Source organism: Aquabacterium sp. T101, from assembly GCF_057219775.1.
In genome coordinates, this window is the sequence record NZ_JBXVVZ010000001.1 from 1288140 (window position 1) to 1313102 (window position 24963).

General features: G+C 73.7%; 21 protein-coding genes. 9 read left to right on the forward strand and 12 right to left on the reverse strand.

Annotation, left to right across the window (positions count from 1 at the left end; all coding sequences use genetic code 11):
• Positions 1 to 3: 3 nt before the first annotated feature.
• Positions 4 to 879, reverse strand: a complete 876-nt coding sequence (locus AC2EAQ_RS06105) for a polyprenyl synthetase family protein (protein WP_484640935.1) — start codon at positions 877 to 879, stop codon at positions 4 to 6.
• A gap of 165 nt (positions 880 to 1044) precedes the next feature.
• Between AC2EAQ_RS06105 and AC2EAQ_RS06110 the strand changes: the two genes are divergently transcribed.
• Positions 1045 to 1278 (forward strand): hypothetical protein, encoded by a 234-nt coding sequence (locus AC2EAQ_RS06110; protein ID WP_484640936.1) that lies wholly within the window; start codon positions 1045 to 1047, stop codon positions 1276 to 1278.
• A 30-nt stretch (positions 1279 to 1308) separates the two neighbouring features.
• Here the strand turns inward: AC2EAQ_RS06110 and bchO are convergent, their stop codons facing one another.
• Genes bchO through AC2EAQ_RS06130 form a run of 4 tightly spaced genes read right to left on the reverse strand, consistent with a single transcriptional unit; the run spans position 1309 to position 6284 of the window.
• On the reverse strand, positions 1309 to 2172 hold the full coding sequence (bchO, locus tag AC2EAQ_RS06115) for an alpha/beta fold hydrolase BchO (protein WP_484640937.1): 864 nt from the start codon (positions 2170 to 2172) through the stop codon (positions 1309 to 1311).
• A gap of 55 nt (positions 2173 to 2227) precedes the next feature.
• Positions 2228 to 3967, reverse strand: a complete 1740-nt coding sequence (locus AC2EAQ_RS06120) for a magnesium chelatase subunit D (RefSeq protein ID WP_484640938.1) — start codon at positions 3965 to 3967, stop codon at positions 2228 to 2230.
• Entirely contained in the window at positions 3964 to 4992 is a 1029-nt protein-coding gene (gene bchI, locus AC2EAQ_RS06125; RefSeq protein WP_484640939.1) for a magnesium chelatase ATPase subunit I, read from the reverse strand. The genes AC2EAQ_RS06120 and bchI overlap by 4 nt, the downstream gene beginning before the upstream one ends.
• Positions 4992 to 6284: a DUF3422 family protein gene (locus AC2EAQ_RS06130; RefSeq protein WP_484640940.1), complete on the reverse strand. Its 1293-nt coding sequence runs from the start codon at positions 6282 to 6284 to the stop codon at positions 4992 to 4994. Before AC2EAQ_RS06130 ends, bchI begins: the two co-directional genes overlap by 1 nt.
• A 108-nt stretch (positions 6285 to 6392) precedes the next feature.
• Between AC2EAQ_RS06130 and AC2EAQ_RS06135 the strand changes: the two genes are divergently transcribed.
• Positions 6393 to 6722, forward strand: a complete 330-nt coding sequence (locus tag AC2EAQ_RS06135; RefSeq protein ID WP_484640941.1) for a high-potential iron-sulfur protein — start codon at positions 6393 to 6395, stop codon at positions 6720 to 6722.
• 7 nt (positions 6723 to 6729) lie between these two features.
• Here the strand turns inward: AC2EAQ_RS06135 and AC2EAQ_RS06140 are convergent, their stop codons facing one another.
• From AC2EAQ_RS06140 to AC2EAQ_RS06170, 7 genes are all read right to left on the reverse strand, one after another.
• A complete protein-coding gene (locus tag AC2EAQ_RS06140; RefSeq protein ID WP_484640942.1) occupies positions 6730 to 7464 on the reverse strand; it encodes a hypothetical protein in 735 nt (244 codons plus the stop codon).
• A 2-nt stretch (positions 7465 to 7466) separates the two neighbouring features.
• Entirely contained in the window at positions 7467 to 7970 is a 504-nt protein-coding gene (locus tag AC2EAQ_RS06145) for a TspO/MBR family protein (protein WP_484640943.1), read from the reverse strand.
• Positions 7967 to 9178: a geranylgeranyl diphosphate reductase gene (locus AC2EAQ_RS06150; protein ID WP_484640944.1), complete on the reverse strand. Its 1212-nt coding sequence runs from the start codon at positions 9176 to 9178 to the stop codon at positions 7967 to 7969. The genes AC2EAQ_RS06145 and AC2EAQ_RS06150 overlap by 4 nt, the downstream gene beginning before the upstream one ends.
• Positions 9175 to 10557 carry a BCD family MFS transporter gene (locus tag AC2EAQ_RS06155; RefSeq protein WP_484640945.1) on the reverse strand — a complete coding sequence of 461 codons (1383 nt, stop codon included), beginning with the start codon at positions 10555 to 10557 and terminating at the stop codon, positions 9175 to 9177. The genes AC2EAQ_RS06150 and AC2EAQ_RS06155 overlap by 4 nt, the downstream gene beginning before the upstream one ends.
• The gene (gene chlG, locus AC2EAQ_RS06160; RefSeq protein WP_484640946.1) at positions 10554 to 11438 is read right to left on the reverse strand and encodes a chlorophyll synthase ChlG; all 885 of its coding nucleotides are present in this window, start codon (positions 11436 to 11438) and stop codon (positions 10554 to 10556) included. The genes AC2EAQ_RS06155 and chlG overlap by 4 nt, the downstream gene beginning before the upstream one ends.
• A gap of 89 nt (positions 11439 to 11527) precedes the next feature.
• The gene (gene ppsR / locus AC2EAQ_RS06165; protein ID WP_484640947.1) at positions 11528 to 13021 is read right to left on the reverse strand and encodes a transcriptional regulator PpsR; all 1494 of its coding nucleotides are present in this window, start codon (positions 13019 to 13021) and stop codon (positions 11528 to 11530) included.
• A gap of 123 nt (positions 13022 to 13144) precedes the next feature.
• Positions 13145 to 13960 (reverse strand): cobalamin B12-binding domain-containing protein, encoded by an 816-nt coding sequence (locus AC2EAQ_RS06170; protein ID WP_484640948.1) that lies wholly within the window; start codon positions 13958 to 13960, stop codon positions 13145 to 13147.
• Positions 13961 to 14373: 413 nt separating this feature from the next.
• On the opposite strand from AC2EAQ_RS06170, the gene bchF reads away from it, so the two are divergent.
• The 7 genes from bchF to AC2EAQ_RS06205 all read left to right on the forward strand — a co-directional run bounded on the left by bchF (position 14374) and on the right by AC2EAQ_RS06205 (position 24953).
• A complete protein-coding gene (gene bchF, locus AC2EAQ_RS06175; RefSeq protein WP_484640949.1) occupies positions 14374 to 14889 on the forward strand; it encodes a 2-vinyl bacteriochlorophyllide hydratase in 516 nt (171 codons plus the stop codon).
• Complete coding sequence (locus AC2EAQ_RS06180) at positions 14886 to 16202, forward strand: ferredoxin:protochlorophyllide reductase (ATP-dependent) subunit N (RefSeq protein ID WP_484640950.1); 1317 nt, start codon at positions 14886 to 14888, stop codon at positions 16200 to 16202. The genes bchF and AC2EAQ_RS06180 overlap by 4 nt, the downstream gene beginning before the upstream one ends.
• A gap of 80 nt (positions 16203 to 16282) precedes the next feature.
• Positions 16283 to 17911, forward strand: a complete 1629-nt coding sequence (gene bchB / locus AC2EAQ_RS06185; RefSeq protein WP_484640951.1) for a ferredoxin:protochlorophyllide reductase (ATP-dependent) subunit B — start codon at positions 16283 to 16285, stop codon at positions 17909 to 17911.
• A 4-nt stretch (positions 17912 to 17915) separates the two neighbouring features.
• Positions 17916 to 21821 carry a magnesium chelatase subunit H gene (locus AC2EAQ_RS06190; RefSeq protein WP_484640952.1) on the forward strand — a complete coding sequence of 1302 codons (3906 nt, stop codon included), beginning with the start codon at positions 17916 to 17918 and terminating at the stop codon, positions 21819 to 21821.
• The gene (gene bchL, locus AC2EAQ_RS06195; RefSeq protein ID WP_484640953.1) at positions 21818 to 22747 is read left to right on the forward strand and encodes a ferredoxin:protochlorophyllide reductase (ATP-dependent) iron-sulfur ATP-binding protein; all 930 of its coding nucleotides are present in this window, start codon (positions 21818 to 21820) and stop codon (positions 22745 to 22747) included. Before AC2EAQ_RS06190 ends, bchL begins: the two co-directional genes overlap by 4 nt.
• Complete coding sequence (bchM, locus tag AC2EAQ_RS06200; protein WP_484640954.1) at positions 22747 to 23481, forward strand: magnesium protoporphyrin IX methyltransferase; 735 nt, start codon at positions 22747 to 22749, stop codon at positions 23479 to 23481. The genes bchL and bchM overlap by 1 nt, the downstream gene beginning before the upstream one ends.
• The gene (locus AC2EAQ_RS06205) at positions 23478 to 24953 is read left to right on the forward strand and encodes a BCD family MFS transporter (RefSeq protein ID WP_484640955.1); all 1476 of its coding nucleotides are present in this window, start codon (positions 23478 to 23480) and stop codon (positions 24951 to 24953) included. Before bchM ends, AC2EAQ_RS06205 begins: the two co-directional genes overlap by 4 nt.
• Positions 24954 to 24963 lie beyond the last annotated feature (10 nt).

Below are 24963 nucleotides of genomic sequence, written 5' to 3' on the forward strand. Positions count from 1 at the left end.
GCGTCAGGCCGCCAGCCGCGCGCGCACGGTCGGCGGCAGCAGCCGCTCGGCCTCGGCGCGCAGCAGCGCCCGCAGCGGCCGGGCCCCGGGGCCGTCGGGCACCGAGCGGCCGGCGTTGTCGACCAGCGACTCGAAGCGCGCCAGCGCGCCGGACATGCCGAACTCGGCCACCGCGCTCGGACGGCCGAGCGTGCGGTCGCGGTCCGCGGGCTTGCCGAGCGTGGCGCTGTCGCAGGCCGCGTCGCGGATGTCGTCGGCCACCTGGTAGGCCTCGCCGAGCCATTCGCCGAAGCCGCGCCACAGCGCCGGGTCGCCCGCCGCGGCCAGCGCGCCCATCTCGGTGGCGGCGGCGAACAGCGAACCGGTCTTGGCACGCTGGTAGTCCGGCAGCGCGACCCAGTCCTCGCACTCCCAGGCCTGACCGGCGACGATGCCGGCGGGCATGCCCACGCGCTGCGCCAGCACCAGGGTCATCGCGGGCAGGCGGGCGGGATGGCGCGCAGCGCCCGCGGCCAGCACCTCGAAGGCCATCACGATCAGCGCGTCGCCGGCCAGCACCGCGCAGCGCTCGCCGTAGGCCGCGTGCACCGACGGCACGCCGCGCCGCAGGGGCGCGTCGTCGAAGCACGGCAGGTCGTCGTGCACCAGCGACGCGCAGTGCAGCAACTCGATCGCGGCGCCGGCCGCGTCGGCCAGGCGGGGGTCGGTGTCGCCGCAGGCCGCGGCCACGGCCAGGCACAGCTGGGGACGGATGCGCGCGCCGCCGGGCAGCACGGCATGGCGGATGGCCGCCGCCAGTCGGGGAGGCGCCCCGCGTGCCTCGCCGCGCGCCAGCGCGTCCGACAGGGCCTGATCGATCCGCGCCTTGGCGTGCTGCATCGCTTGCCTTTCAAGGATGGTGGAAGGGCAGCGCGGGGGGCGCGCAGTGGACGCCGAAGCGTCATGTCTGCTTGTCACCTGCCTGTGTAAATCAGTATAGACACAGGCCGGAAAACGCGTCAATCTGGTGCCAACACGGGGGCGACGACCCCGGGAGCGCATCGAATGGAGCGAAGCCCACCCTGGCACCAGCGCATCGCGCGCCGCCTCGAGAGCTGGATCGGCCTGGCCGCCCTGGCGGGCAGCGCCTGGATGTTCTCCACCATGAGCGAGGCCACGACCGTGGCGGCGCAGGGCGTGGTCAGCCCGGCTAGAGCCGAGGCTGCGCCTCGCGCGAATGCAGCGCCCGCGCATCCGTCGTCCGGGGGCGTGGCCCCGGCGCCTTCGCCCGGGCGCTGAGCCCGGTCACCGAATTCCGATCGCCGGCCGTCAGCCGACGAGGGCCGCCTGCGCCTGCGGGGCGGCGGCCCAGGCTGCATCGATGCGGGCCGCCGTCGCGGCGGCGTCCTCCTCGTGCGACAGGTGGCCCAGACCCGGCTGCCACGCCAGCTGCGCCCGTGGCAGCACGGCCTGCACGCGCAGCGCATGCGACGGCGCCAGCGTGCGGTCGCCCTCGGCCGCCAGCAGCAGCAGCGGCAGGTCCAGGCGCGGCAGGTCCTGCGCCAGGGCGTGAAGGTCCCACGACGCCATCAACCGCAGCGCGCCGGCCGCGTGACGCCGGTCGGCCACGAGGTGCGCATAGCAGCGCTCGCCCTCGGCGTCGATGCGCGAGCCGGTGCTGTCCAGCAGCCGGCGCGCCACCGACGGCAACCCGGCCCAGGCGGCGAAGGCCGGCGCCACCAGCGGATTGGCCGCCAGCAACCGGGCGGCGGGCATGAACATGCGGCCCACCGGCCCCTGCAGCGGCAGGATCGCGCCATTGATGGACACCACGAGGCGCGGATCGATCCGCCCCGCCAGTGCCATGCGCAGCGCCACCGCCGCGCCGGCACTGTGCCCGACCACCAGCGCCGGGCGCACCTGCAGCCGTGTCAGCAGACCGGTCAGCGCATCGGCCACTGCGGGCAGCGACAGCGCCTGATCGGCCGGCGTCTGCGTGAACGCATGCCCGGGCAGGTCGGGCGCGATCACGTCGAAGCGCGGGGCCAGCAGCGGCGCGAGATGGCGCCACGAGTGCGACCCGGCGCCGGTGCCGTGGATCAGCAGTGCCACCGGGCGCTGCGCGGCGGCGCCGCCCCAGCGCTGCACGTGCCAGCGCAGGCCATCGGCGTCGACCATCGTGCTGCGCTGCACATGCGGCCACCTGGCGGGCAGCCCGGGCGGCGGCATCGCAACGGACGGCGCGCGCTCAGCCACGGCGCGGCCCCGCGCCGGCGCCGCGTTCGTCGCGCACCGCCTGCGACAGCGCATGGGCCTGCGCATAGGGCAGCGCCACGCAGCGCGCGCCGAGGGCGGCCGCCAGGGCGGGGGCCGCGGCGCCGGGCTGCGCCGACGTGTCGATCAGCAGGGCCGGCGTCGCGGTGGCGGCGAACTGGCGCGCCGCGACCAGCGTGTCGCGCTGGGCCGCCTCGCGGCCGCCGCTGCCGTCGCGCGCGACGTTGGCGCGGCCGTCGGTCAGCAGCACCACCAGCGGCGTCGCGCCACCCCGGCGCACCGCCTGCGCCATGTCCTGTGCCGCGGCCAGCCCCGCGGCCAGCGGCGTGCCGCCGCCGCCGGGCAGGCCGGCGAGCTGGCGCTTGGCGCGCACCAGCGACCGCGTCGGCGCCAGCAGCACCTGCGCGCCGCGACCGCGGAAGGCGATCACCGCCACCCGGTCGCGCCGCGCATAGCAATCGGCCAGCAGCAGCTCGACGGCCCCCTTGGCCTCGGCCAGCCGGTGCATGGCCTGCGAGCCCGAAGCGTCGATCGCGAAGATGGTGGTGGTGGCGCGCTGCTGCACGCGGCGCTGCACGCGCAGGTCCTCGCGCGACACGTGCACGCGCGACGCGTCGCCGCTGGCCTGCCGGCGCAGGTTCTGCCACGGCGCCGCGGCGCGCAGCGTGTCGATCAGCGCCAGCCGCGCGCCGCCGCGCGGCGTGCCGCGGCGCGAGCCGACGCTGCGCCCGCGCTGCAGCGACGCGGTCATCGCGCCCTCGCGACCGGCGTCGCCGCCGCGCGAGGCGCGCGAGCGGCCGGCTGCCAGCAGCGCCAGCAGACCGGCGGGGATCGCGGCCTGCGCGGCGTCGAGCACGCGGTCCTCCAGCGGGCGGTCGTCGTCGGTGCGCGCCGTGGCGTCGTCCGGCGGCTCGTCGCCCGGTGGTGGCGGCTGCGGCGGCTCGGGCGGCTCGTCGGGCGCCGCCTGCGCCGGCGGCTCGGCCGCGTCCTCGACGGGCGGCAGGCGCGTCGCCTTGGGCGCAAGCACCACGCGTGCCGCGCGGGCGACGTCGTCGTCGACGGCCTCGGCACGGCCGTCGAGCGCGGCCGCGATGCGCGTCACGCACAGCGCCTGCCAGGTGGCACGCGCCGAGCCGACGCCCAGTGCCTGCGCCACGGCGGCGAGGGCCTCGATGCGCTCGTCGGCCACATGCACCCGGGGCCAGCGGGCACGGGCCCGTTCGACGCGCCGCGGGTCGGGCAGCGCGCCCGCCACCGGCCGCACCGTCAGCGCCACGCGCTCGGCCAGGCTCGCCGGCAGGGCCTCGTCGTCCACGCCTTCGTCGAGCAGCACGAGGCCGAAGCCGGCGTCGCCGTCGAGCGCGGCCGACACCTTGGCCGCCAGCACGGCGCCGATGCGCTCGGCGCTGGCGGCAACCAGCACGCCGCCGGCGGCCCGTGCGAACAGGCCGCGCTCGACCACGAGCCGGCCGGTGGCCAGCGTGGCGGCCAGGTCGGGCGCGCCCCGCAGCGCGTCGTCGCCCACGTGCACCGGCATGCGGACCCAGGGCGCGTCGGCCGGCAGCGCCGCGCGCAGCGCCGTCAGCACCGCGTCGCGCGGCGGGTCGGCCGGGCCGCGCAGCGCCAGCGCCCCCAGTGCGGCCGGCGCACAGGCGAAGGCCTCGATCGCCAGCCGGGCGTCGCCCGCGGCGTCGGGCGGGCGCGGGGCATTCACCCGAACTGCTCGGCGACCACGCGCGCGACGCGGGTCGAGGCGTCGCTGTCGTCGAGCGGGTTGCGGCGCAGCCGGTGCCGCAGCGCCGGGCCGGCCAGTCGACGCAGGTGCGCGTCGTCGACGCTGCGCGCGCCTTCCAGCGCCGCCAGGGCGCGCGCGGCGCGCACCAGCGTCAGTTCGCCGCGCAGGCCGTCGGTGCCGAGCGCGATGCACAGCGTGGCCGCGCGCTCCAGCGCCGCGTCGGGCACGGCCACGTCGTCGAGCCGGCGCCGCGCCTGCACGATGCGCTTGCGCGCGTCGTCCTGCGTGCCCTGCCACTGCGCGGCGAAGGCGTCGCCGTCGCGCTCGAACGCGTCGCGGCGGCGCACCACCTCCACCCGCGTGGGCAGGTCTTCCGGCGTGCGCACCTCCACCGCGAGGCCGAAGCGGTCGAGCAGCTGCGGCCGCAGCTCGCCCTCCTCCGGGTTGCCGCTGCCGATGAGCACGAAGCGCGCGGGGTGCCGCACCGACAGGCCGTCGCGCTCGACGACGTTCTCGCCGGAGGCGGCCACGTCGATCAGCAGGTCGACGAGGTGGTCCTCCAGCAGGTTGACCTCATCGACGTAGAGGAAGCCGCGGTGCGCCCGCGCCAGGAGGCCGGGCTCGAAGGCCTTGACGCCCTGCGACAGCGCGCGCTCGAGGTCGAGCGCGCCGACAACGCGGTCCTCGGTGGCGCCCAGCGGCAGGTCCACCACCGGCACCGGGATCAGGTGCACCTTGGGGCGGCCGCGCTCGCCCAGGCGCGTGCGGCAGTCCTCGCACCAGGCCGCGCGCGGGCCGGGGTCGCAGCCGTAGCGGCAGCCCTGCACCGCGCGCATCGCCGGCAGCAGCGAGGCCAGCGCGCGCACCGCGGTGGACTTGCCGGTGCCGCGGTCGCCAAAGGCGAGCACGCCGCCGATGCCGGGATCGACCGCGCACACCGTGAGCGCGAGCTTGAGCTCGTCCTGCCCCACGATGGCGGTGAACGGAAATGCCTGTCTGGCCATCAAGCCCCCTGCTCTGCCAGCCGCCGCCGCATGCGGCGAATGGACCACAACATCAATGCCGCCACCAGCGGGATCGACACGCCCACGGCGATGTCCGGGTCGATCGGCAGGCCGGCGCCGCGCGCGGCCTTGGCCACGTAGCCCACCAGCCCGGCCATGTAGTAGACGATGGCCGCCACCGACAGGCCTTCCACCGTCTGCTGCAGCCGCAGCTGCAGCTTGGCGCGGCGGTCCATCGACGCCAGCAGCGACTGGTTCTGCCGCTCGCGGGCGATGCCCACGCGCGTGGCCAGCAGCGCGCTGGTCTGCCCGATGCGGTCGGCCAGGCCGCGCAGGCGCTGCGCGGCGTTGGCGCAGGTGGCCGCTGCCGGGGCCAGGCGCCGGCTCATGAACTCGTCGATCGTCTGCAGCCCGGGCAGACGCGCCTCGCGCAGCTCGGCGATGCGGCGCAGCACCAGGCCGTGATAGGCCTCGCAGGCGCCGAAGCGGAACTGGCTCGCGGCGATGCCGCTTTCCACCTCGGTGGCCAGGCGCATCAGCTCGTGCAGCAGCGCCTCGTCGTCGATGCCCTCGCCGGCCATGGTGTCGGTGAGCGAGGCCAGCGAGGTTTCGATGGCGGCGATGCGCGGCGCCTGCCGGCGCGCGATGGGCAGCGCCAGCAGGGCGAGCACGCGGTAGGCCTCGATCTCGAACAGGCGCTGCAGCGTGCGGCCGGTCTGGGCCTGGGTCAGGCTGCGGTTGACGAGCCACACGCGGGTGCAGCCGTCGTCGTGCAGGCGGAAGTCGGTGAACAGCTGCGCCGCGCCCTCGGCGATCTCGCTGGCCACCACCGCGTTGCTGCCGAAGCGCGCGGACAGCGCCTCCGCATCGGGCACGCCGGGCGCCGTGCCCGACGCGGCCGTCACCTCGGCATGCACCGCGGCGACGGTGCGCCCCGGGATGCCGGCCAGCCAGCCGGGGGGCAGCTGCTGCGCGGCCGGGGTCTCGAACGGCGCCCCGTCCGAGGCGGCCATCGACATGGTGTAGCCGGAGAACTCGCCGTGCCGTTCCCACTTGAGGCGCAGCGGCCCGAGCGCGGCGCGGAAGTGCGACGCCTGCGGCGGCGGGCCGGGCACGTCGAAGCGGCGGCACAGCGCGGCCAGATGCCGCACCTCCTGGTCGCGCGCCTCAGGCTCCACCAGCACGGCCACGTAGCTCGCGCGCGCCGGCGTGGCCAGCGGCTCGGGCGGCCGCGCGTGGACCTCGTCTGCCAGAGCGATTCGCTCGGGATGGTCGGGCGGGAAGATGGACATGCGCAGGAGGCTCTAGGATGATCGCGCGGCGCTGGCACGCAGTATGTCAAATCGGGTTGACGATGTGCCGGCGTCATCCACCACTGTCAAACCCGAACGGAGCCCTGAATGTCTCTCTCGAATCGCAATCACTCCACGCGTCGCGTCTTCCTGATGCAGGTGGCTGCCGCGGGCGGCGCCGTGTCGCTGGCCGGCACCGCGCAGGCGCAGGCCAAGGTCGACGAGAAGGACGCCCAGGCGGCCGCGCTCGGCTACGTGGCCGACACCGCCAAGGCCGACGCCAAGAAGTACCCGAAGCACACCAAGGACCAGAAGTGCAGCAACTGCCAGCTCTACACGGGCAAGGCGGCCGACGCGTCCGGTCCGTGCTCGCTGTTCCCGGGCAAGCACGTGGCCTCGGGCGGCTGGTGCAGCGCCTGGGTGAAGAAGGCCGGCTGATCGCACGTCAGCGGCGCGGCGGCGAGCGCCGGCCGCGCCCCTGGGTCTTCGACGGCGCGCCCGCGCCCCGGGCGCGCTGCTGGGCCCGCGCCAGGAAGTGGCGCTCGGCCAGTCGCCGCGCATCGCGGATCAGGCCGGGCAGTTGGTCCTGGCCGATCCGGTCGTACAGCCGGCGCAGCGCGCGCAGCAGTTCCTCGTCCGCCAGGGCTTCGGCGCCGGCATCGGCACCGGCCGGCAGGCCGAGGCTGGCCTTCTCGCCGGCAGTGAGCGTGGCGGGCGCCTCGGGCGGCGCCGGGCTGTGCATGTTCCAGTAGCTTCGCTCCAGCGCTTCCTGCGCCGCCAGGAAGCGCTGCTGCAGCGCCGCCTGCGCCCGCAGGTCGTGACCGATCGCCAGCATCGGGCCGTCGGCCCCCAGTCGCGCGAGGCTGTAGGCCACGGGCACCGGGCCGCCGATCGCGCTCGGATGGTTGAGCTCGCGCCGCTTGGCATGGCCCTGCGCCGCCACGTCGGCGAGCATCTGGTCCACCTTGGCCAGCGAGTCGGCACCGACGGTCTGGCGCCACTCGGTGCCGACCCAGGCCACCGGCGCAATGGGGTGCGCGTCGTGCTGCGCCATGCGGGCGATGCGGCCCTTCTCGTCGATCACCAGCGCGATGTCGCACGACAGCGCGACGAAGGTGTCGGCCAGCTCGGGGGCCCAGGCGGCCAGCACCTGCAGATCGGACGAGGGCGGAGCGCGCATGGTCAGGCGGCCGGGTTGAGCCGCACCACGGCCAGGTTGAGGACGCCCGCGAATCCCACCCACAGCAGGTAGGGCAGCAGCAGCCACGCGGCCACCGGAGCGAGCCGTCCGGCCACGGCCATCAGCAGCGCCACCGACAGCCACAGGAACACCACCTCGACCAGCGCCCAGTCGGGACGGCGCGCCGCGAAGAACAACCCGCTCCACAGCACGTTGAGCGCGCCGTTGAGCAGGAACGCGACCAGCACGCCGCGGCGCTGGGGCCGGGTCGACGCCGCCATCCATGCCTTCACGCCGGCGGCTGCCGCCAGTGTGTAGATCAGCGTCCACACCGGGCCGAACCAGAGGTCCGACGGCTTCCAGTCCGGCTGCACCAGCGCCTGGTACCAGGGCCCGAGGTCGGTCAGCGCCATGCCCAGCAGCGCGACGACGGTCGCCACGGTGCCGGCCCACAGCGAAGCCACGGCCACGCGGCCGCGCGGCATTGCGCTGGCGCCGGTGCTCACGTGACGCGCGCCAGGCCCAGCAGGTGCGCCATGTCCTTGAAGAAGATCCGCACATGCGCGATCGGGCGCTTGCGGACGAGGCGCTTGTGCATGTAGGCGTCGAAGGTGAGCTGCTGCACGTCGCGGTCGCGGCAGATGGCCACGAAGCGCTCGCGCCGCTTGTCGCTGGAATACCAGAAGCGCTGCATGATCCCCAGCACCCAGAACACGCGGCCATGCTCGGCCAAGAAGCGCTTGCGCGCCTTGGCCAGGTGGCTGGCCTTGCCGGTGGCCAGGAAGGCCTCGACGGCCTCGGCGGCCATGCGTGCGCTGGCCATCGCGTAGTAGATGCCCTCGCCCGAGGCCGGCGCGACGACGCCGGCGGCGTCGCCCACCAGCACCACGTCGCGGCCGTTGTCCCAGCGCGGCAGTGGCTTCATCGGGATCGGCGCACCCTCGCGGCGCACGGTCTGCGCGTCGCCCAGGCCGATCTCGCGCCGCAGCGCCGCCGCCGCATGGCGCAGCGAGAAGCCCTTGTCGGCGCTGCCGGTGCCGATGGACAGGGTCTGCCCGTGCGGGAAGACCCAGCCGTAGAAGTCCGGCGACAGGGTGCCGCGGTAGATGACGTCGCAGCGCGAGCCGTCGTAGTCGGGCGGCGGCACGTCGGGCTTGCGCACCACCTCGTGGTAGGCGAACACGAAGCGCCCGCGCTCCCAGCCCTCGATGGCCTGGCGCGCGACGCCGCTGCGCGCGCCGTCGGCGCCGATCACGCAGCGGGCGCGCGCCTTTGCATGCCCGCCCGCGCCGGCGCCCTCGGCCTGCCAGGTGACGACGGCGGTGCCGTCGGTGTCGCGATCGATCGACTCGAAGCGGCCGGTGCGGCGCAGCGCGCCGGCACTGGCGGCGCGCTCGCGCAGCCACTCGTCGAAGTGCTCGCGGTCGACCATGCCGACGAAGCCGCCCTCGATCGGGATGTCCACCTTGCGGTCGGTCGGCGACACCATGCGCGCGCAGGTGGCATGCGCCACCAGCTGCTCGGGCGGGATGGCGAAGTCCTCGATCAGGCGCGGGGGGATCGCGCCGCCGCAGGGCTTGATGCGGCCGTCGCGGTCCAGCAGCAGGACCGAGCGGCCGCGCTGCGCCAGCTCGTGGGCCGCGGTCGCGCCCGAGGGCCCGCCACCGACCACGATGACGTCGAAGGTGCCGATGGGCGTGCTGTCATTGCTCATGCTCGTCTCTCCAGCGAGGGGGCTGCGTCGGGCTGCGGTGGCGGCTGGGGTGCCGGTGCGGACTCGGGCATCGCGATGCGCCGCGCCAGCAGCGCCGCGACCACGAACAGGAAGGCCTCGAGCGCGAACACCAGCGCATAGGCCGGCGCCTGCGCGCCGAGCCACCAGCGCGCCACGTCGCTGGCGGCCGTGCCGGCCACGCCGCCGAGGGCAAAGGCGATGGCCTGCGACGCGCCCCACAGGCCCATGCGCGTGCCTTCGCGCGCGGCGCGTCCCTGGCCGGCCAGCGCCATCATCGAGCCGATGGCCGCGATCGAGAACGCGCCATTGGCCACGCCCATGGCGAACACGTTGGCGCGCAGCGGCCAGCCGGCGGCCACGGCCGCGCCGCCGAAGCCGGCGAAGGCCAGCCCGGCCAGCGCCACGCAGGACGCGAGGCAGCCCCAGACGATCCAGGTGCGCAGCGAGCCGAAGCCGATGCCCATCACGCGGCGGCCGGCCAGCGCCGCGAGCAGCATCCCGGCCAGCGTGCCGCCGTGCTGCAGGCCCGACAGCTGCGTCGACTCGCCCGGCGTGAAGCCGAACACCACGCCGGCGAAGGGCTCGAGGATCAGGTCCTGGGCGCTGAAGGCCAGCATCGAGACGAACACGAAGACCGTGAAGCGGCGCGCGTCGGGCTCGCCCCACACCTGGGCCAGCGCGTGGCGGAAGCGCTGCGCGGTCATCGGCGCGTCGGCCCCGTCCCGCGGAGACGCGGCTTCGGCCACCAGCCGGCCCTGCCGCTCCAGCCGCCACAGCGCCAGCAGCGTGACGGCCACCGCGATGGCCGACACCACACCCGACACCGACATCAGCCGCGCCGGCGTGTAGGGGTCGAGGAAGCGGCCGGCCACGCCGGCCGTGACCGCGAAGCCGACGATCATCATGGTCCACACCAGTGCCGCGGCGCCGGCGCGTCGCGGCGCGTCGACGCACTTGGCCAGCATCACCAGCAGCGAGGTGCCGGCCGCGCTGACGCCCAGGCCGACCAGCGTGAAAGCCAGCACCGCCAGCGCGAGGCCACCGGCCGCCTGCTGCGACATCCAGGCCGTGGCCACGGCCGCGAGCCAGCCGCCAGCGGCCAGCACGGCCATGCCGCCGACGATCCACGGCGTGCGCCGCCCGCCGACGTCGGAGCCGAATCCCATGCGCGGGCGGCTCATCTGGATCGCATGGTGCAGGCCGACCAGCAGCCCCGGCAGCAGGGCCGGCAGCGCCAGTTCCACGACCATCACGCGGTTGATCGTCGACGTGGTCAGCACCACCACCGCGCCCAGCATCGCCTGCACGATGCCCAGGCGGGCGATGCCCCACCACGACAGCCCCGTGGCGCGGCTCATGCGACAGCCCTTTCCACCGCGCGCAGCGCGAACGCCGAGCACAGCATGCCCAGCACGTAGAGCGTGACGCCCAGGCCGCTGTACCAGAGCGCGCGCTCGCGCGGCGCCGCGAGGAAGCGCCACATCAGCGCCACCTGCGCCAGCAGCAGCGCGCCCACCGTGGCGGCATGCCAGGGCCGGCCCCAGTCGAGCAGCAGCGCCACCACCGCCACCTGCGGCAGCGCCATCACCCAGCAGGCCACCTGCGCCGCGCGCTGCGTCCCCAGCCGCACCGGCAGCGAGCCGATGCCCATGCGCCGGTCGCCCTCGATCGACTTGAAGTCGTTGAGCGTCATGATCCCGTGCGCGCCGGCGCTGTACAGCGCCGCCAGCAGCAGCGAGCGCAGGCTCGGCGCGCCTCCGGCCATGACGGCCGCGCCGGTGATCCAGGCCAGCCCCTCGTAGCACAGGCCGCAGGCCGCATTGCCCCACCAGCCGTTGCGCTTCAGGCGCAGCGGCGGCGCGCTGTAGGCCCAGGCCAGGGCCAGCCCGAAGGCGGCGGCGGCCAGCACCCACGGGCCGATGGCCCAGGCGGCCGCCAGCGACAGCAGGGTCCAGAGGATCGCGACGTACAGGCCCCAGCGCCCGGGCATGCGGCCGGACGGGATCGGCCGGTGCGGCTCGTTGATCGCATCGACCTCGCGGTCGAACCAGTCGTTGACGGCCTGGCTGGTGGCGCACACCAGCGGGCCGGCCAGCACCACGCCGGCGACGACGAGGCCGACGCGGCCGTCGGCGGACGCACCCGAGGCCACCGCACCGCAGGCGAAAGCCCACATCGGCGGGAACCAGGTGACCGGCTTGAGAAGTTCGGCGACCGCCGAAGGCGCAGGCAGCAGCATCGGCGCATGTTGCGCCTGACACTCAACTACGTCAACTCAGATTTACACCTTGAGCAGGGGACCCGCCCGGCCGGCACCGGCGCACCGCCTCAGGGCGCGTCGCCGCCGTCGAGGCCGCCGATGCCGAAGCGGCGCAGCTTGACGTACAGGCTCTGGCGCGACAGGCCCAGCAGCTGCGCGGCCATGGCCCGGTTGTCCTTGGTCATGGTCAGCGCGGTCTCGATCGACAGCCGCTCGATCAGGTCGCTCGTCTCGGCCACGATCTGCTTGAGCGGCACGCGGCCCACCAGTTCGGTGAGCTGCTGCACCGACGCCGGCACCTTGGTGGGCAGCGTCTGCTCGGACGGCGCCAGCCGGCGGCCGACGTCGCGCAGCGAGAACGCGAACGCCGCCTCGCCCGGCTCGTCCAGCACCGACGCGGCGATCTCCACTTCCGTCACCAGCCCGAGCGTGCCGCGCAGTTCGGTGCTGAACAGGCCGGCCGAGCCGCTCTCGCGCAGGTTGGCCAGCAGCACCGACAGTTCGACCCCGGTGCGCCCGAGCCAGCGGTCGAGCGTCTGGCCGCGGGCCTGGTCTTCGCTGGACAGCTGGGCCAGGCGCGCGAAGGCGCGGTTGACCGCCACCACGCGGCCGGCGGTGTCGGTGAGCACCAGCGCGTCGGCTGCGCTGCGCACGAAGGACGCCGCCGCCTCGTCGATGCCCTGCATCGGCGCCGCGACGGCCGCGCGAGCCCCGCGTGCACTGCGCGGGGCTGCGGCCTGCGGAGGCGCCAGGCGCACCAGCAGGAACGACGCCTGATCCTGGCGGAACGACGACAAGGCCACCGACACCACCTGGCCCGACGCCGCCAGCGGTGCCGACAGGCGTTCATGCTTGCCGGCATTGCGCGCCGCCGCCACCGCGGCGGCCAGCGCGTCCGCCGCCTCGGCGGCGAACAGCGACGCCAGCGGCGCTCCGGGCGTCTTGGCGGCGCGGCTTCCGGCCTCGCCGATCAGGGCCATCGCGGCCGGGTTGGCCTCGGCCACGCGCAGCGTGGAGCCGTCGACGATGAGCACCGCCTCGGCCGAGGACTGGAACAGGTTGCGGTAGCGGGTCTCCGCTTCGCGGAAGCGCCAGTAGTCGCGCTCCATCGTCTGCTGCGCCTCGACCAGGCGGCGCTGCAGCACCACCGTGTCGCGCAGATCGCGCCCGAGCGCGACGAGGCGGATGCCGGCGCGCGAGCGGCCGGTGCCCGCGACGCGGACCACCGAATACAGCACCGGCAGGTCCGGGCCGCCGCGGCCGGGATGGTTCACCTGGCGCGGCGCGCCGGCGCGGTCGCCCAGCGCCTGCTCCAGCAGGTCGGCCACCTTGTCGCGGCTGTCCACGGTGACGCTGTCGGCCCAGGGCTTGCCGCGCCAGTCGCGGCGGGCCGACTTCTGCAGTTCCGCGTCCTGGGCCCGCACGTCGATCACCACGCCGTCGCCGTCGAGCACGAGGGCGATGTCGCCGGCGGCCTCGATCAGACGTTGGGCATGGGCCGCGTCGAGGTCGCGCGCGAGCATCGGCGCGTTGGCCATGGCAGCCTTGGCAGCCCGGCTCATGAGAGCCGGGCCTTCGGGACAGTACTGCTCGGGTTGTGCTGACTGCGGTGTGGTGGGCCCACCGGATTCATCGGTCTGCGTCCTCTGGCTGGCGACCAGGTTGCCGTCTTCTACTGTCGCGGGTCAGCGCCGCTGCAGGCGTGTTGCCAGGAGTTGCTCCGCGATCGACGGCGCCTTGCCACCGTCGTTGCCCATCGCGTCGGCCCCAACCACCTTGGCCCACGCAGGGTCATGCACGAAAAGCGGCCCCCCTACCAGCACGACCACCGAGCGATTGCGCGTCGCCGCGCGTACCTGGGCGATTCGTTCCTTCAGCCAGTCTATCCGCGATTCGACGCCGATTGAGAAACCCACCACGTCGAACCAGTCGCGGGACACCTGGGCCGACGGGTCGTGCACCGCCCCGCCGACGCCACCCAGCACTTCCCAGCCGTCGCGACGGAAGAACTCCGCCACCATCGACAGGCCGAAGCTGTGGTGCTCGTCCGGATGCTGCGCCAGCAGGATGCGTCGTCCGTTGGGCGGGTGCTCCACCTCGGTGCCGAAGGCCGGGCTCCATTCGCGCAGCAGGCGCTGCAGGCGGCCCAGGCAGATGGTGACGGTGGAAAAGTCGCAGCGGTCGGACGCCCACATCTCGCCCAGCAGGCGCGCCGCGGGCGCGAAGACCTGCAGGAAGATCGACTCGACGGTCATGCCGCGCCGGCGCAGGGCCTGCATCGTGGCGTCGACCTCGGCCTCGGTGCCCTGCCGCAGCAGCCCGACGAAGCTCTCGACCTCGCGCGGCTCGAACGGCAGCGGCATCGGCAGGTCGCGCGCATGCGCCCCGACCAGGCGCGGAATGACATCGGACTCGAGGGTCTGCGCCAGCGACGTGAGCCGTGACTTCGCGTCGACCCGGCCGGCGGCCGCGCTCGGCCAAGCCGAGCCGGCAACGTGCATCCACACATCCGGAACCGGGTCGCACTCGGCGGGGGGGTTCTCCCTCGATCGGCCGGACTGCATTGAGGCCTTCTCCTGCGTCGCGTCCTCTGCCGGCGAATGCCGACGCAGGGCGGGCTTGCTCTTCAGCGCATTGCGCCGAGCCCTGCTCCGACCCGACCCCGGGGTCGAAGTCATCCGCATCGAAACAGCGCTCATGCGTTGTACTCCTCGGAAAGGTGAGCGTCAAAAGCAGTTCGCACCGGGTTTTCCCCGAGTTGCGTGACGCTGCGGCCCGGCCCCTCCGCCTGCCGCTCGATGCTGGCCATCTTCCGAAGCTCCGACCCTTCTGTCAATCCGGCATGACGTACATCTTGATTGACACTTTGCGGGCGCCCCACTAGGCTGCCTTCCGCAAGGAGAAGTCCGACCCGATGAACCAGCCGCGCCAAGCGAGGGGCCCGACCAGAGCACCGCTGTACTCGCCCGAGGAGCGCCGCCGCCGTGATGCGACGGCGTGGACGATGGTGCAGGGCGTGCTGGCACCGGTGCAGTTCGCCGTCTGCGCCGTCAGCGCCGTGCTCGTGGTGCGCTATCTCGTCACCGGCGACGGCTGGCTCGCCGCCAGCGTGTCCTTCCTCGCCAAGACCGCGCTGCTCTATCTGATCATGGTCACCGGCAGCGTCTGGGAGAAGGTGGTGTTCGGGCGCTGGCTGTTCGCCCCGGCCTTCTTCTGGGAAGACGTGGTGTCGATGGTCGTCATCGCACTGCACACCGCCTGCCTCGTGGCCATGGCCACCGGCTGGCTCACGCCGCGCGCCCAGATGCTGCTGGCGCTGGCCGCCTACGCGTCCTACGTCGTCAACGCGGTGCAGTTCCTGCTGAAGCTGCGCGCCGCGCGCCTCGACGAGCGCCGCGAGACCCCCTCGCCCGCGGGGGTGCCGGCATGACGCCGCCGGTGGTGCCCATCCACGCCGAGCCGCTGCCCGGCCCGGCCGGACTGCGCGGCGAAGGCTGCGCACTGCCGCCGGTGATCCGCGAGCGCGGCCAGCGCGAGGTGTTCTGCGGCCTCACCGGCATCGTGTGGCTGCACCGCAAGATCCAGGACGCTTTCTTCCTGGTGGTGGGCTCGCGCACCTGCGCGCACCTGCTGCAGTCGGCGGCCGGCGTGATGATCTTCGCCGAGCCCCGCTTCGCCACCGCCATCATCGACGAGCGCGACCTGGCCGGCCTGGCCGACGCCAACGCCGAGCTCGACCGCGTGGTGACCCGGCTGCTCGAGCGCCGCCCCGACATCCGGCTGCTGTTCCTGGTCGGCTCGTGCCCGTCCGAGGTGATCAAGCTGGACCTGTCTCGCGCCGCGGCGCGCCTGTCGCAGCGCTTCAACCCCGGCGTACGCATCCTCAACTACTCGGGCAGCGGCATCGAGACCACGTTCACGCAGGGCGAGGACGCCTGCCTCGCGTCGCTGGTGCCGCAGCTGCCGGCCACCGACGAGCGCCGGCTGCTGGTGGTGGGCGCGCTGGCCGACGTGGTCGAGGACCAGTTCCGCCGCCTCTTCGACGAGCTGGGCATCGGCCCGGTGGACTTCCTGCCGCCGCGCCGCGCGAACCTGATGCCGCCGGTAGGCCCGAACACCCGCATGCTGGTGGCCCAGCCCTTCCTCGCCGACACCGTGCGGGCACTGGAAGACCGCGGCGCCACGCGGCTGCCGGCGCCGTTCCCGCTCGGCGCCGAAGGCACCACCGAGTGGCTGCGCGCCGCCTGGAACGACTGGCCGCACGACGGCGACGACGTGACGCGCTTCGCCAACGTGGTCGGCCCGCGCCGCGAGCGTGCCGCACGCGCGCTGGCGCGCCACCGCCTCGCGCTGCAGGGCAAGCGCGTGTTCTTCTTTCCCGATTCGCAGCTCGAGGTGCCGCTGGCGCGCTTCCTGTCGCGCGAGCTGCACATGCAGCTGGCCGAGGTGGGTACGCCGTACCTGCACCGCACGCTGCTCGACCACGAGCTGTCGCTGCTGCCCGAGGGCACGCAGCTGGCCGAGGGGCAGGACGTGGAGCGTCAGCTCGACCGCTGCCGCGCCGCGCGTCCCGACCTCGTGGTCTGCGGCCTGGGCCTGGCCAATCCGCTCGAGGCCGAGGGCTACACCACCAAGTGGGCGATCGAGCTGGTCTTCACCCCGGTGCAGGGCTTCGAGCAGGCCACCGACCTGGCCGGCCTGTTCACCCGTCCCCTCGAGCGCCGCACGCGCCTCGTTGCCTGACATGAAGCCCCCACGCTCTCTTCGTTCGCTGCCCCCCGAGGGGGCGGTCAGTCCCTTCGGACCGGCCGGGCGGGACTGACATGCAGCTCACGCTCTGGACCTACGAAGGCCCCACGCACGTCGGGGCGATGCGCATCGCCACCGCGATGCGCGGCGTGCACTACGTGCTGCATGCGCCGCAGGGCGACACCTACGCCGACCTGCTGTTCACGATGATCGAGCGGCGCAACCACCGCCCGCCGGTCACCTACACCACGTTCCAGGCGCGCGACCTGGGCGGCGACACCGCCGAGCTGTTCAAGACCGCCGCGCGCGGCGCCTACGAGCGCTTCCGCCCGCAGGCGATGCTGGTGGGCGCGTCGTGCACCGCCGAGCTGATCCAGGACGACCCGGGCGGCCTGGCGCAGGCGCTGGACCTGCCGATCCCGGTGGTGCCGCTGGAGCTGCCGTCCTACCAGCGCAAGGAGAACTGGGGTGCCGCGGAAACCTTCTACCGCCTCGTGCGCGCGCTGGCGCGGCCGGCCACGCCGCGCGCAGCCGGCTCGCGCCCGCGCTGCAACCTGCTGGGCGCCACCGCGCTGGGCTTCCGCCACCGCGACGACCTGATCGAGATCCGCGGCCTGCTGGCGCGCCTGGGCATCGACGTCAACGTCTGCGCCCCCTACGACGCCACGCCGGACGACCTGGCGCGCCTGACCGACGCCGACTTCAACGTCGTGATGTACCCCGAGGTGGCGGGCCTGGCGGCGAGCTGGCTCGAACGCACGCACCGCATGCCGCGCACGACCGTCGTGCCGATCGGCCGCGGCGCTACGGTCGAGTTCGTGCGCCAGGTGGCGCAGTTCGCCGGCGTCGACGCCGAGCCGGTGCTGGCCTCGATGGACTGGCACTCGCGCTGGTATTCGCAGTCGGTGGACGCCACCTACCTGACCGGCAAGCGCGTATTCATCTTCGGCGACGCCACCCATGCGGTGGCCGCAGCGCGGGTTGCCACCGAGGAGATGGGCTTCGAGGTGGTGGGCCTGGGCACCTACAGCCGCGAGTTCGCGCGCGAGGTGCGCGAGGCCGCCGCGAAGTACGGCGTCGAGCCGCTGATCACCGACGACTACCTCGAGGTGGAAGCGCGCATCGCCGAGCTGCACCCGGAGCTGGTGCTGGGCACGCAGATGGAACGCCACATCGCCAAGCGCCTGGGCCTGCCCTGCGCCGTGATCTCGGCGCCGGTGCACGTGCAGGACTTCCCCGCCCGACGCTCGCCGCAGATGGGCGAGGAAGGCGCGAACGTGCTGTTCGACACCTGGGTGCACCCGCTGATGATGGGGCTGGAGGAGCACCTGCTGCACATGTTCCGCGACGACTTCGAGTTCAACGAGTCGTCGGCGCCGTCGCACCTGGGCTCCGCGGCGGCCCGGCCCGAGGCGACCGCGCGCGCCGCCGCTGCGGTGGCCACGGCACCGGCCGCCGAAGCGGACACCGACATGGCCGCCCTGCCCGCCACCGCGCAGGCGGCGTCCGAACCGATCGTCGTGCCGGCCGGTCCCGCCGGGCCGGCCCCCTGGACCCCCGACGCCGAGAACGAGCTGAAGAAGATCCCCTTCTTCGTGCGCGGCAAGGCGCGTCGCAACACCGAGGCGTATGCCGGCCAGCGAGGCCTCACGCGCATCACCGTCGAGACCCTCTACGATGCCAAGGCGCACTTCAGCCGCTGACACGGTGGCGGCCGCCACCCTGACGCTGCCCGGCGCCGCCGCCGGCGCCAAGGGCGGCACGCGCACTCGCGACGCGCAGGCCGGCGCCACGCCGATGCGCGTGGTGCTCGTCACGATGGACAGCCACCTGGCCAGCGCCGCGCGCCGTGCCGGGCGCAGCCTGGCGCGCCAGCTGCCCGGCCTGGTGTTCACCACGCACGCCGCCGACGAGTGGAGCAACGACGAGCGGGCGCTCGAGCGCTGCAAGGCCGACATCCTGCAGGGCGACATCGTCATCGTGACGATGCTGTTCATGGAAGACCACTTCCAGCCGCTGCTGCCGGTGCTGCGGGCGCGCCGCGACCACTGCGACGCGATGGTCTGCGCCATGAGCGCCGGCGAGGTGAGCAAGCTCACCCGCATGGGCAAGTTCGACATGTCGGCCCCGGCCAGCGGCCTGATGGCGCTGCTGAAGAAGCTGCGCGGCAAGGCCAGCGAGACCGCCGACAACCGGGCCGACAACGCCGCCAAGGCCAGCGCCGGCGAGAAGCAGATGCGCATGCTGCGCCGGCTGCCGAAGATCCTGCGCTTCATTCCCGGTGCCGCGCAGGACGTGCGGGCCTACTTCCTGACGCTGCAGTACTGGCTGGCCGGCAGCGAGGCCAACGTCGGCCGTCTCGTGCACTTCCTGGTCGACCGCTATGCCGACGGCCCGCGCAAGGGCCTGCGCGGCCTGGTCCGCACGCTCGAGCCGGTGGAGTACCCCGAGCTGGGCGTCTACCACCCGCGCATGGAACCGCGCCTGTCCGAGCAGGCGTCCGACCTGCCCGACTGCGCCACGCGCGGCGCCCAGGGCACGGTCGGCGTGCTGCTGCTGCGCTCGTACCTGCTGGCCGGCAACGCGGCCCACTACGACGGCGTGATCACCGCGCTGGAAGCGCGCGGCCTGCGCGTGCTGCCGGTGTTCGCCACCGGCCTGGACGCCCGCCCCGCGATGGAGCGCTTCTTCTTCGACCACGGCCGCCCGGTGGTGGACGCGGTGGTGTCGCTCACCGGCTTCTCGCTCGTCGGCGGCCCGGCCTACAACGACGCCCGCGCCGCCGAGGAGATCCTGGGCCGGCTCGACGTGCCCTACGTCGCCGTGACCCCGGTGGAGTTCCAGAGCCTGGACCAGTGGGGCGGCTCCGAGCGCGGCCTGCTGCCGGTGGAAGCCACGATGATGGTGGCGATCCCCGAACTGGACGGCGCCACCGGCTCGATGGTCTTCGGCGGCCGCGGCAATGCCGCCCACGTGGCCTGCACCGGCTGCGAGCGCGCCTGCACCTTCCAGGCACCGGCCTCGAACGATGCGCCGGCCGAGGCCGGGCACGACATGTTCAGCTGCCCCGACCGTGCCGACATGCTGGCCGCGCGCCTGGGCCGCCTCGTGGCGCTGCGCCGTTCGCAGCGCGCCGAGCGCAAGGTGGCGCTGGTGGTGTTCAACTTCCCGCCCAACGCGGGGGCCACCGGCACCGCGGCCTTCCTGTCGGTGTTCGAGTCGCTCTACAACACCCTGGCCGCGATGCAGCGCGAGGGCTACTCGATCGACATGCCCGCCAGCGTGGACGCGCTGCGCCACGCCGTGGTCCAGGGCAACGCCGAGCGCCTGGGCGCCCTGGCCAACGTGCATGCGCGCGTGCCGGTGGCCGACCATGTGCGCCGCGAGCGCTGGCTGCGCCAGATCGAGGCGCAGTGGGGCCCGGCGCCGGGCCGGCTGCAAAGCGACGGCGCCTCGATCCACGTGCTGGGCGAGCGCTTCGGCAATGTCTTCGTCGGCATCCAGCCGGGCATGGGCTACGAAGGCGACCCGATGCGCCTGCTGTTCGAGAAGGGCTTCGCGCCCACGCATGCCTTCTCGGCCTTCTACCGCTGGATCCGCGAGGACTTCGGCGCCCATGCGGTGCTGCACTTCGGCACCCACGGCGCGCTCGAGTTCATGCCCGGCAAGCAGAACGGCATGACCGCCAGCTGCTGGCCCGACCGCCTGATCGGCGACCTGCCGAACTTCTATCTCTACGCCAGCAACAACCCGAGCGAAGGCACGGTCGCCAAACGACGCGCGGCGGCCACGCTGATCAGCTACCTGACGCCGCCCACCTCGCAGGCCGGCCTCTACAAGGGGCTCGTGGACCTCAAGGCCGCGATCGAGCGCTTCCGCAGCCTCGAACCCGAAGCCGAGCGCGAGCGCGGCGAGCTGGGCCAGATGATCCAGGCCCAGGCCGCCGCGCTGGATCTCGCCCCGGCGCAGCCGGCCTGGGCCGCGGACGCCGGCGCCCAGGTGGCCCGGCTGTCGGAGCAGGTGCTGGAGCTGGAGTACGCGCTGATCCCGCATGGCCTGCACGTGGTGGGCGCCGTGCCCAGCGCCGCCCAGCGCGTGGACCTGCTGATGTCGCTGGCCGAGGCCTCGCACGGCCAGCGCCTGGAGCGCGCCACGATGCAGGCCCTGGTGGACGGTCAGTCGCCGCAGGCCCTGGCCGCCAGGACCGGTGCCGCCGGCAGCGCCGACGAGCAGGCCGCCCGCCGCACGCTGCTCGAGGACCTGGCCCACCACGACCGCCTGCTCGCCACCGACCATGAGCTCCCCGGCCTGATCCATGCGCTGGATGCCGGCTACGTGCGGCCCGCCCCCGGCGGCGACCTGCTGCGCACGCCGTCGGTGCTGCCCACCGGGCGCAACCTGCACGGCTTCGACCCCTTCCGCATCCCCAGCGCCTACGCGGTGCGCGACGGCGCGCGCCAGGCGCAGCGCCTGCTGGACCGCCACATGCAGGACGGCCATGCGCTGCCCGAGACGGTCGCGCTGGTGCTGTGGGGCACCGACAACCTCAAGACCGAGGGCGGCCCGATCGCCCAGGCGCTGGCGCTCATGGGCGCCAAGCCGCGCTTCGACAGCTACGGCCGTCTCGCCGGCGCCGAACTGCAGCCGCTGGCCGAACTGGGCCGGCCGCGGGTGGACGTGGTGATCACGCTGTCGGGCATCTTCCGCGACCTGCTGCCGCTGCAGGTGAAGCTGCTGGCCGAGGCGGCCTTCCTGGCCGCGCAGGCCGACGAGCCGCCGGAACAGAACTTCGTGCGCAAGCATGCGCTGGCCTACCTGGCGCAGCATGGCGGCGACCTGGAGACCGCGGCGCTGCGCGTGTTCGGCAATGCCGAGGGCGCCTATGGCGCCAACGTCAACCTGATGATCGACAACGCGCGCTGGGACGACGAGGACGAGCTGGCCGAGACCTACTCGCGCCGCAAGGGCTTCGCCTACGGCCGCAGCGGGCGCCCGGTGCAGCGCGCCGAGCTGCTGAAGAGCGTGCTGTCGCAGGTGGAACTGGCCTACCAGAACCTCGACTCGGTCGAGCTGGGCGTGACCACGATCGACACCTACTTCGACACGCTCGGCGGCATCAGCCGCGCCGTCAAGCGCGCCAAGACCGAGCTGCAGGGCAGCGAGGCCCGCGTGGCGCCGGTCTACATCGGCGACCAGACCAACGACGGCATCGGCGGCGGCACCGTGCGCACGCTCGACGAGCAGGTGGCGCTGGAAACGCGCACCCGCATGCTCAACCCCAAGTGGTACGAGAGCATGCTCGAGCACGGCTACGAGGGCGTGCGCCAGATCGAGGTGCACCTGACCAACACCATGGGCTGGTCGGCCACCACCGGGCAGGTGCAGCCCTGGGTGTACCAGCAGCTCACCGAGACCTTCGTGCTCGACCCGGCCATGCGCGAGCGCCTGGCCCAGCTCAACCCGACCGCGTCGGCCCGCGTGGCCCACCGGCTGTTGGAAGCCCATCGGCGCCAGTACTGGCAGCCCGATGACAAGACGCTCGAGGCCCTGCAGAGGGCGGGCGAGGAACTGGAAGACCGCCTCGAGGGCGTTTACGAAAAGGCTGCCGCATGAACGACATCGTCTCCGTGCCCCTGAGCGAACTCAGGCGCGCCGGCTCCCGCGCCGGCCCCCGCCCGCCCGACGGCGAGGGCAGCGTGCAGGTGCAGCTCGATCCGAACCTGAAGATCGGCACCGCCAAGGTGTTCGCCGTCTACGGCAAGGGCGGCATCGGCAAGAGCACCACCAGCTCCAACCTCAGCGTGGCCTTCAGCAAGCTCGGCAAGCGCGTGCTGCAGATCGGCTGCGATCCCAAGCACGACAGCACCTTCACGCTGACCAAGCGCCTGGTGCCCACCGTGATCGACATCCTGGAGACGGTGGACTTCCATGCCGAGGAGCTGCGGCCCGAGGACTTCGTGTTCCCGGGCTACAACGGCGTGATGTGCGTCGAGGCCGGCGGGCCGCCCGCGGGCACCGGCTGCGGCGGCTACGTCGTCGGCCAGACGGTCAAGCTGCTCAAGGAACACCACCTGCTCGAGGACACCGACGTGGTGATCTTCGACGTGCTGGGCGACGTGGTGTGCGGCGGCTTCGCGGCCCCACTGCAGCACGCCGACCGGGCGCTGATCGTCACCGCCAACGACTTCGACTCCATCTTCGCGATGAACCGCATCGTGCAGGCCATCGGCGCCAAGGCGAAGAACTACAACGTGCGCCTGGGCGGCGTGATCGCCAACCGCTCCGACGCCACCGACCAGATCGACAAGTTCAACGAACGCGTCGGCCTGAAGACGATGGCCCGCTTCCCCCAGCTCGACGTGATCCGCAGGAGCCGGCTCAAGAAGGCCACGCTGTTCGAGCTGGAGGACTCGCCCGAACTGCTCGCGGTGCAGGAGGAGTACCTGCGGCTTGCGGCCCAGCTGTGGGCCGGCACCGACCCGGTGGCGCCGCAGGCGCTGAAGGACCGCGAGATCTTCGACCTCCTCGGATTCGACTGATGAACCCCGCCCGCAACGACACCTTCGAGGCCCGCCGCGGCCAGATCGAGCACTACTTCGACCGCACCGCGATGCGGGCCTGGGAGCAGCTCACGTCGACGGCGCCGGTGGGCCGCATCCGCGCCACCGTGCGCGCCGGCCGCGACCGCATGCGCGACACGCTGCTGTCGTGGCTGCCGGCGGACCTGCACGGCCTGCGCATCCTCGACGCCGGCTGCGGCACCGGGGCGCTGGCGATGGCGGCCGCGCGCCGCGGCGCCCACGTGGTGGCGATCGACCTGTCGCCGGCCCTGGTGGACGTGGCGCAGCGCCGCGTCGCGCAGAACCTCGACGTGTTCGACCATGGTGGCCGCATCGACTTCCGCAGTGGCGACTTCACCGACGAGTCGCTCGGCGAGTTCGACCACGTCGTCGCGATGGACTCGCTGATCCACTACAACGCCGAGGACGCGGTGCGCGTGCTGCAGGGCTGGGCGCGGCGCGTCCCGTCGCCGCAGGGCTCGCTGCTGTTCACCTTCGCGCCCAGCAACCCGCTGCTGCGCGCGATGCACACGGTGGGGCGGCTGTTCCCGCGCGGCGACCGCGCGCCGGCGATCGAGCCGGTGGCCGAAAGCGCGCTGCGCCGCATGCTGGCCACCGACGACGGCTTCGCGCTGTGGCAGCCGGGCCGCACCGAACGCGTGGCCAGCGGGTTCTACACCTCGCAGGCCCTCGAGCTGAACCGCGCCCGATGAGCGGCTTCATCCAGCGCAAGGGCCTGATGCTGCGCATCGACTGGATGCGCGTGCCCGAGCGCTGGCTGCCGTTCGCCGACGCGGCGTCGCCCGAGCTGCCGCTGGCGCGGCTGATGCGGCTGTCGCTGTTCCAGGTGGCGGTGGGCCTGGTCACGGCCCTGATGGTGGGCACCCTCAACCGCGTGATGATCGTCGAGCTGGGCGTCGCGGCCTGGCTGGTGGCGCTGATGGTCGCGCTGCCGCTGCTGGTGGCGCCCTTCCGCGCGCTGATCGGCCTGCGCTCGGACCAGCACCGCAGCTTCCTCGGCTGGCGCCGCGTGCCCTTCATCTGGTTCGGCACGCTGATGCTGTTCGGCGGGCTGGCGATCATGCCGTTCTCGCTGATCCTGCTCACCGGAGAGACCGCCGTGCAGCAATGGGCCGGCCACGGCGCGGCCGCGCTGGCGTTCCTGCTCGCCGGCGCCGGCCTGCAGACCAGCCAGACCGCCGGCCTGGCGCTGGCCAGCGACCTCGCCCCCGAGGACACCCGGCCGCGCGTGGTGGCCCTGCTCTACGTGATGCTGCTGGTGGGCATGGTCGGCGCCGGCATCGTCTACGGCCTGCTGCTGACCGACTACACCCACACGCGCCTGGTGCAGGTGGTGCAGGGCTCGGCGGTGGCCTGCGTGCTGCTGAACTTCGTGGCCCTGTGGAAGCAGGAGCCGCGCGACCGCCAGCGCGCCCGCGCGACCACGCCGCGCGAGCCGTTCGCAGTGCACTGGCAGCGTTTCACGCAGGCCCAGCCGCACGTGCGCCGCTTCCTGGTGATGATCGGCATGGGCACCCTGGCCTTCAACATGCAGGACGTGATCCTCGAGCCCTACGGCGGCGAGATCCTGCACCTGGGCGTGGGCGCGACGACGCAGCTCACCGCGCTGATGGCCGGCGGCGCCTTGCTTGCCTTCGGCGCTGCGGCGCGCACGCTGGCGCGTGGTGGCGATCCGTATCGCGTGGCCGCGGTCGGCGTGCTGTTCGGGCTGGCGGGGTTCTCGGCCGTGATCTTCGCCGAGCCGCTGGAAGCGCCGAACCTGTTCCGCGCCGGCACCGCGCTGATCGGCTTCGGTGGCGGCCTGTTCTCGGTGGGCACGCTGAGCGCCGCGATGGGCCTGCAGGGCCACGGCATGAACGGCCTGGTGCTCGGTGCCTGGGGCGCCGTGCAGGCCACCTGCGCCGGCGTCGCGGTCGCCCTGGGCGGCGCGCTGCGCGACGTGGTGTCGCACCTGTCGGCGTCGGGCGCCCTGGGCGAGGCGCTGCAGCACCCCGCCACCGGCTACGCCACCGTCTACCACCTCGAGCTGGGCCTGCTGTTCGCCACGCTCATCGCGCTCGGGCCGCTGGTCGGCCGCGCACGCCGACCGCTTTCCACCGACGCACGGTCCGACGCCGTGCCCGGCCATCCGCCCCGTCTCGGCCTGGCCGAGCTGCCGGGCTGAGTCCCCGCCA

Coding starts and splice junctions, on each gene's coding strand:
- AC2EAQ_RS06105 (WP_484640935.1), bottom strand. CDS start 879: ATGCAGCACGCCAAGGCGCGGATCGATCAGGCCCTGTCGGACGCGCTG.
- AC2EAQ_RS06110 (WP_484640936.1), top strand. CDS start 1,045: ATGGAGCGAAGCCCACCCTGGCACCAGCGCATCGCGCGCCGCCTCGAG.
- bchI (WP_484640939.1), bottom strand. CDS start 4,992: ATGGCCAGACAGGCATTTCCGTTCACCGCCATCGTGGGGCAGGACGAG.
- AC2EAQ_RS06130 (WP_484640940.1), bottom strand. CDS start 6,284: ATGTCCATCTTCCCGCCCGACCATCCCGAGCGAATCGCTCTGGCAGAC.
- AC2EAQ_RS06135 (WP_484640941.1), top strand. CDS start 6,393: ATGTCTCTCTCGAATCGCAATCACTCCACGCGTCGCGTCTTCCTGATG.
- AC2EAQ_RS06140 (WP_484640942.1), bottom strand. CDS start 7,464: ATGCGCGCTCCGCCCTCGTCCGATCTGCAGGTGCTGGCCGCCTGGGCC.
- AC2EAQ_RS06150 (WP_484640944.1), bottom strand. CDS start 9,178: ATGAGCAATGACAGCACGCCCATCGGCACCTTCGACGTCATCGTGGTC.
- AC2EAQ_RS06155 (WP_484640945.1), bottom strand. CDS start 10,557: ATGAGCCGCGCCACGGGGCTGTCGTGGTGGGGCATCGCCCGCCTGGGC.
- chlG (WP_484640946.1), bottom strand. CDS start 11,438: ATGCTGCTGCCTGCGCCTTCGGCGGTCGCCGAACTTCTCAAGCCGGTC.
- ppsR (WP_484640947.1), bottom strand. CDS start 13,021: ATGAGCCGGGCTGCCAAGGCTGCCATGGCCAACGCGCCGATGCTCGCG.
- AC2EAQ_RS06170 (WP_484640948.1), bottom strand. CDS start 13,960: ATGCACGTTGCCGGCTCGGCTTGGCCGAGCGCGGCCGCCGGCCGGGTC.
- bchF (WP_484640949.1), top strand. CDS start 14,374: ATGAACCAGCCGCGCCAAGCGAGGGGCCCGACCAGAGCACCGCTGTAC.
- AC2EAQ_RS06180 (WP_484640950.1), top strand. CDS start 14,886: ATGACGCCGCCGGTGGTGCCCATCCACGCCGAGCCGCTGCCCGGCCCG.
- bchB (WP_484640951.1), top strand. CDS start 16,283: ATGCAGCTCACGCTCTGGACCTACGAAGGCCCCACGCACGTCGGGGCG.
- bchL (WP_484640953.1), top strand. CDS start 21,818: ATGAACGACATCGTCTCCGTGCCCCTGAGCGAACTCAGGCGCGCCGGC.
- bchM (WP_484640954.1), top strand. CDS start 22,747: ATGAACCCCGCCCGCAACGACACCTTCGAGGCCCGCCGCGGCCAGATC.
- AC2EAQ_RS06205 (WP_484640955.1), top strand. CDS start 23,478: ATGAGCGGCTTCATCCAGCGCAAGGGCCTGATGCTGCGCATCGACTGG.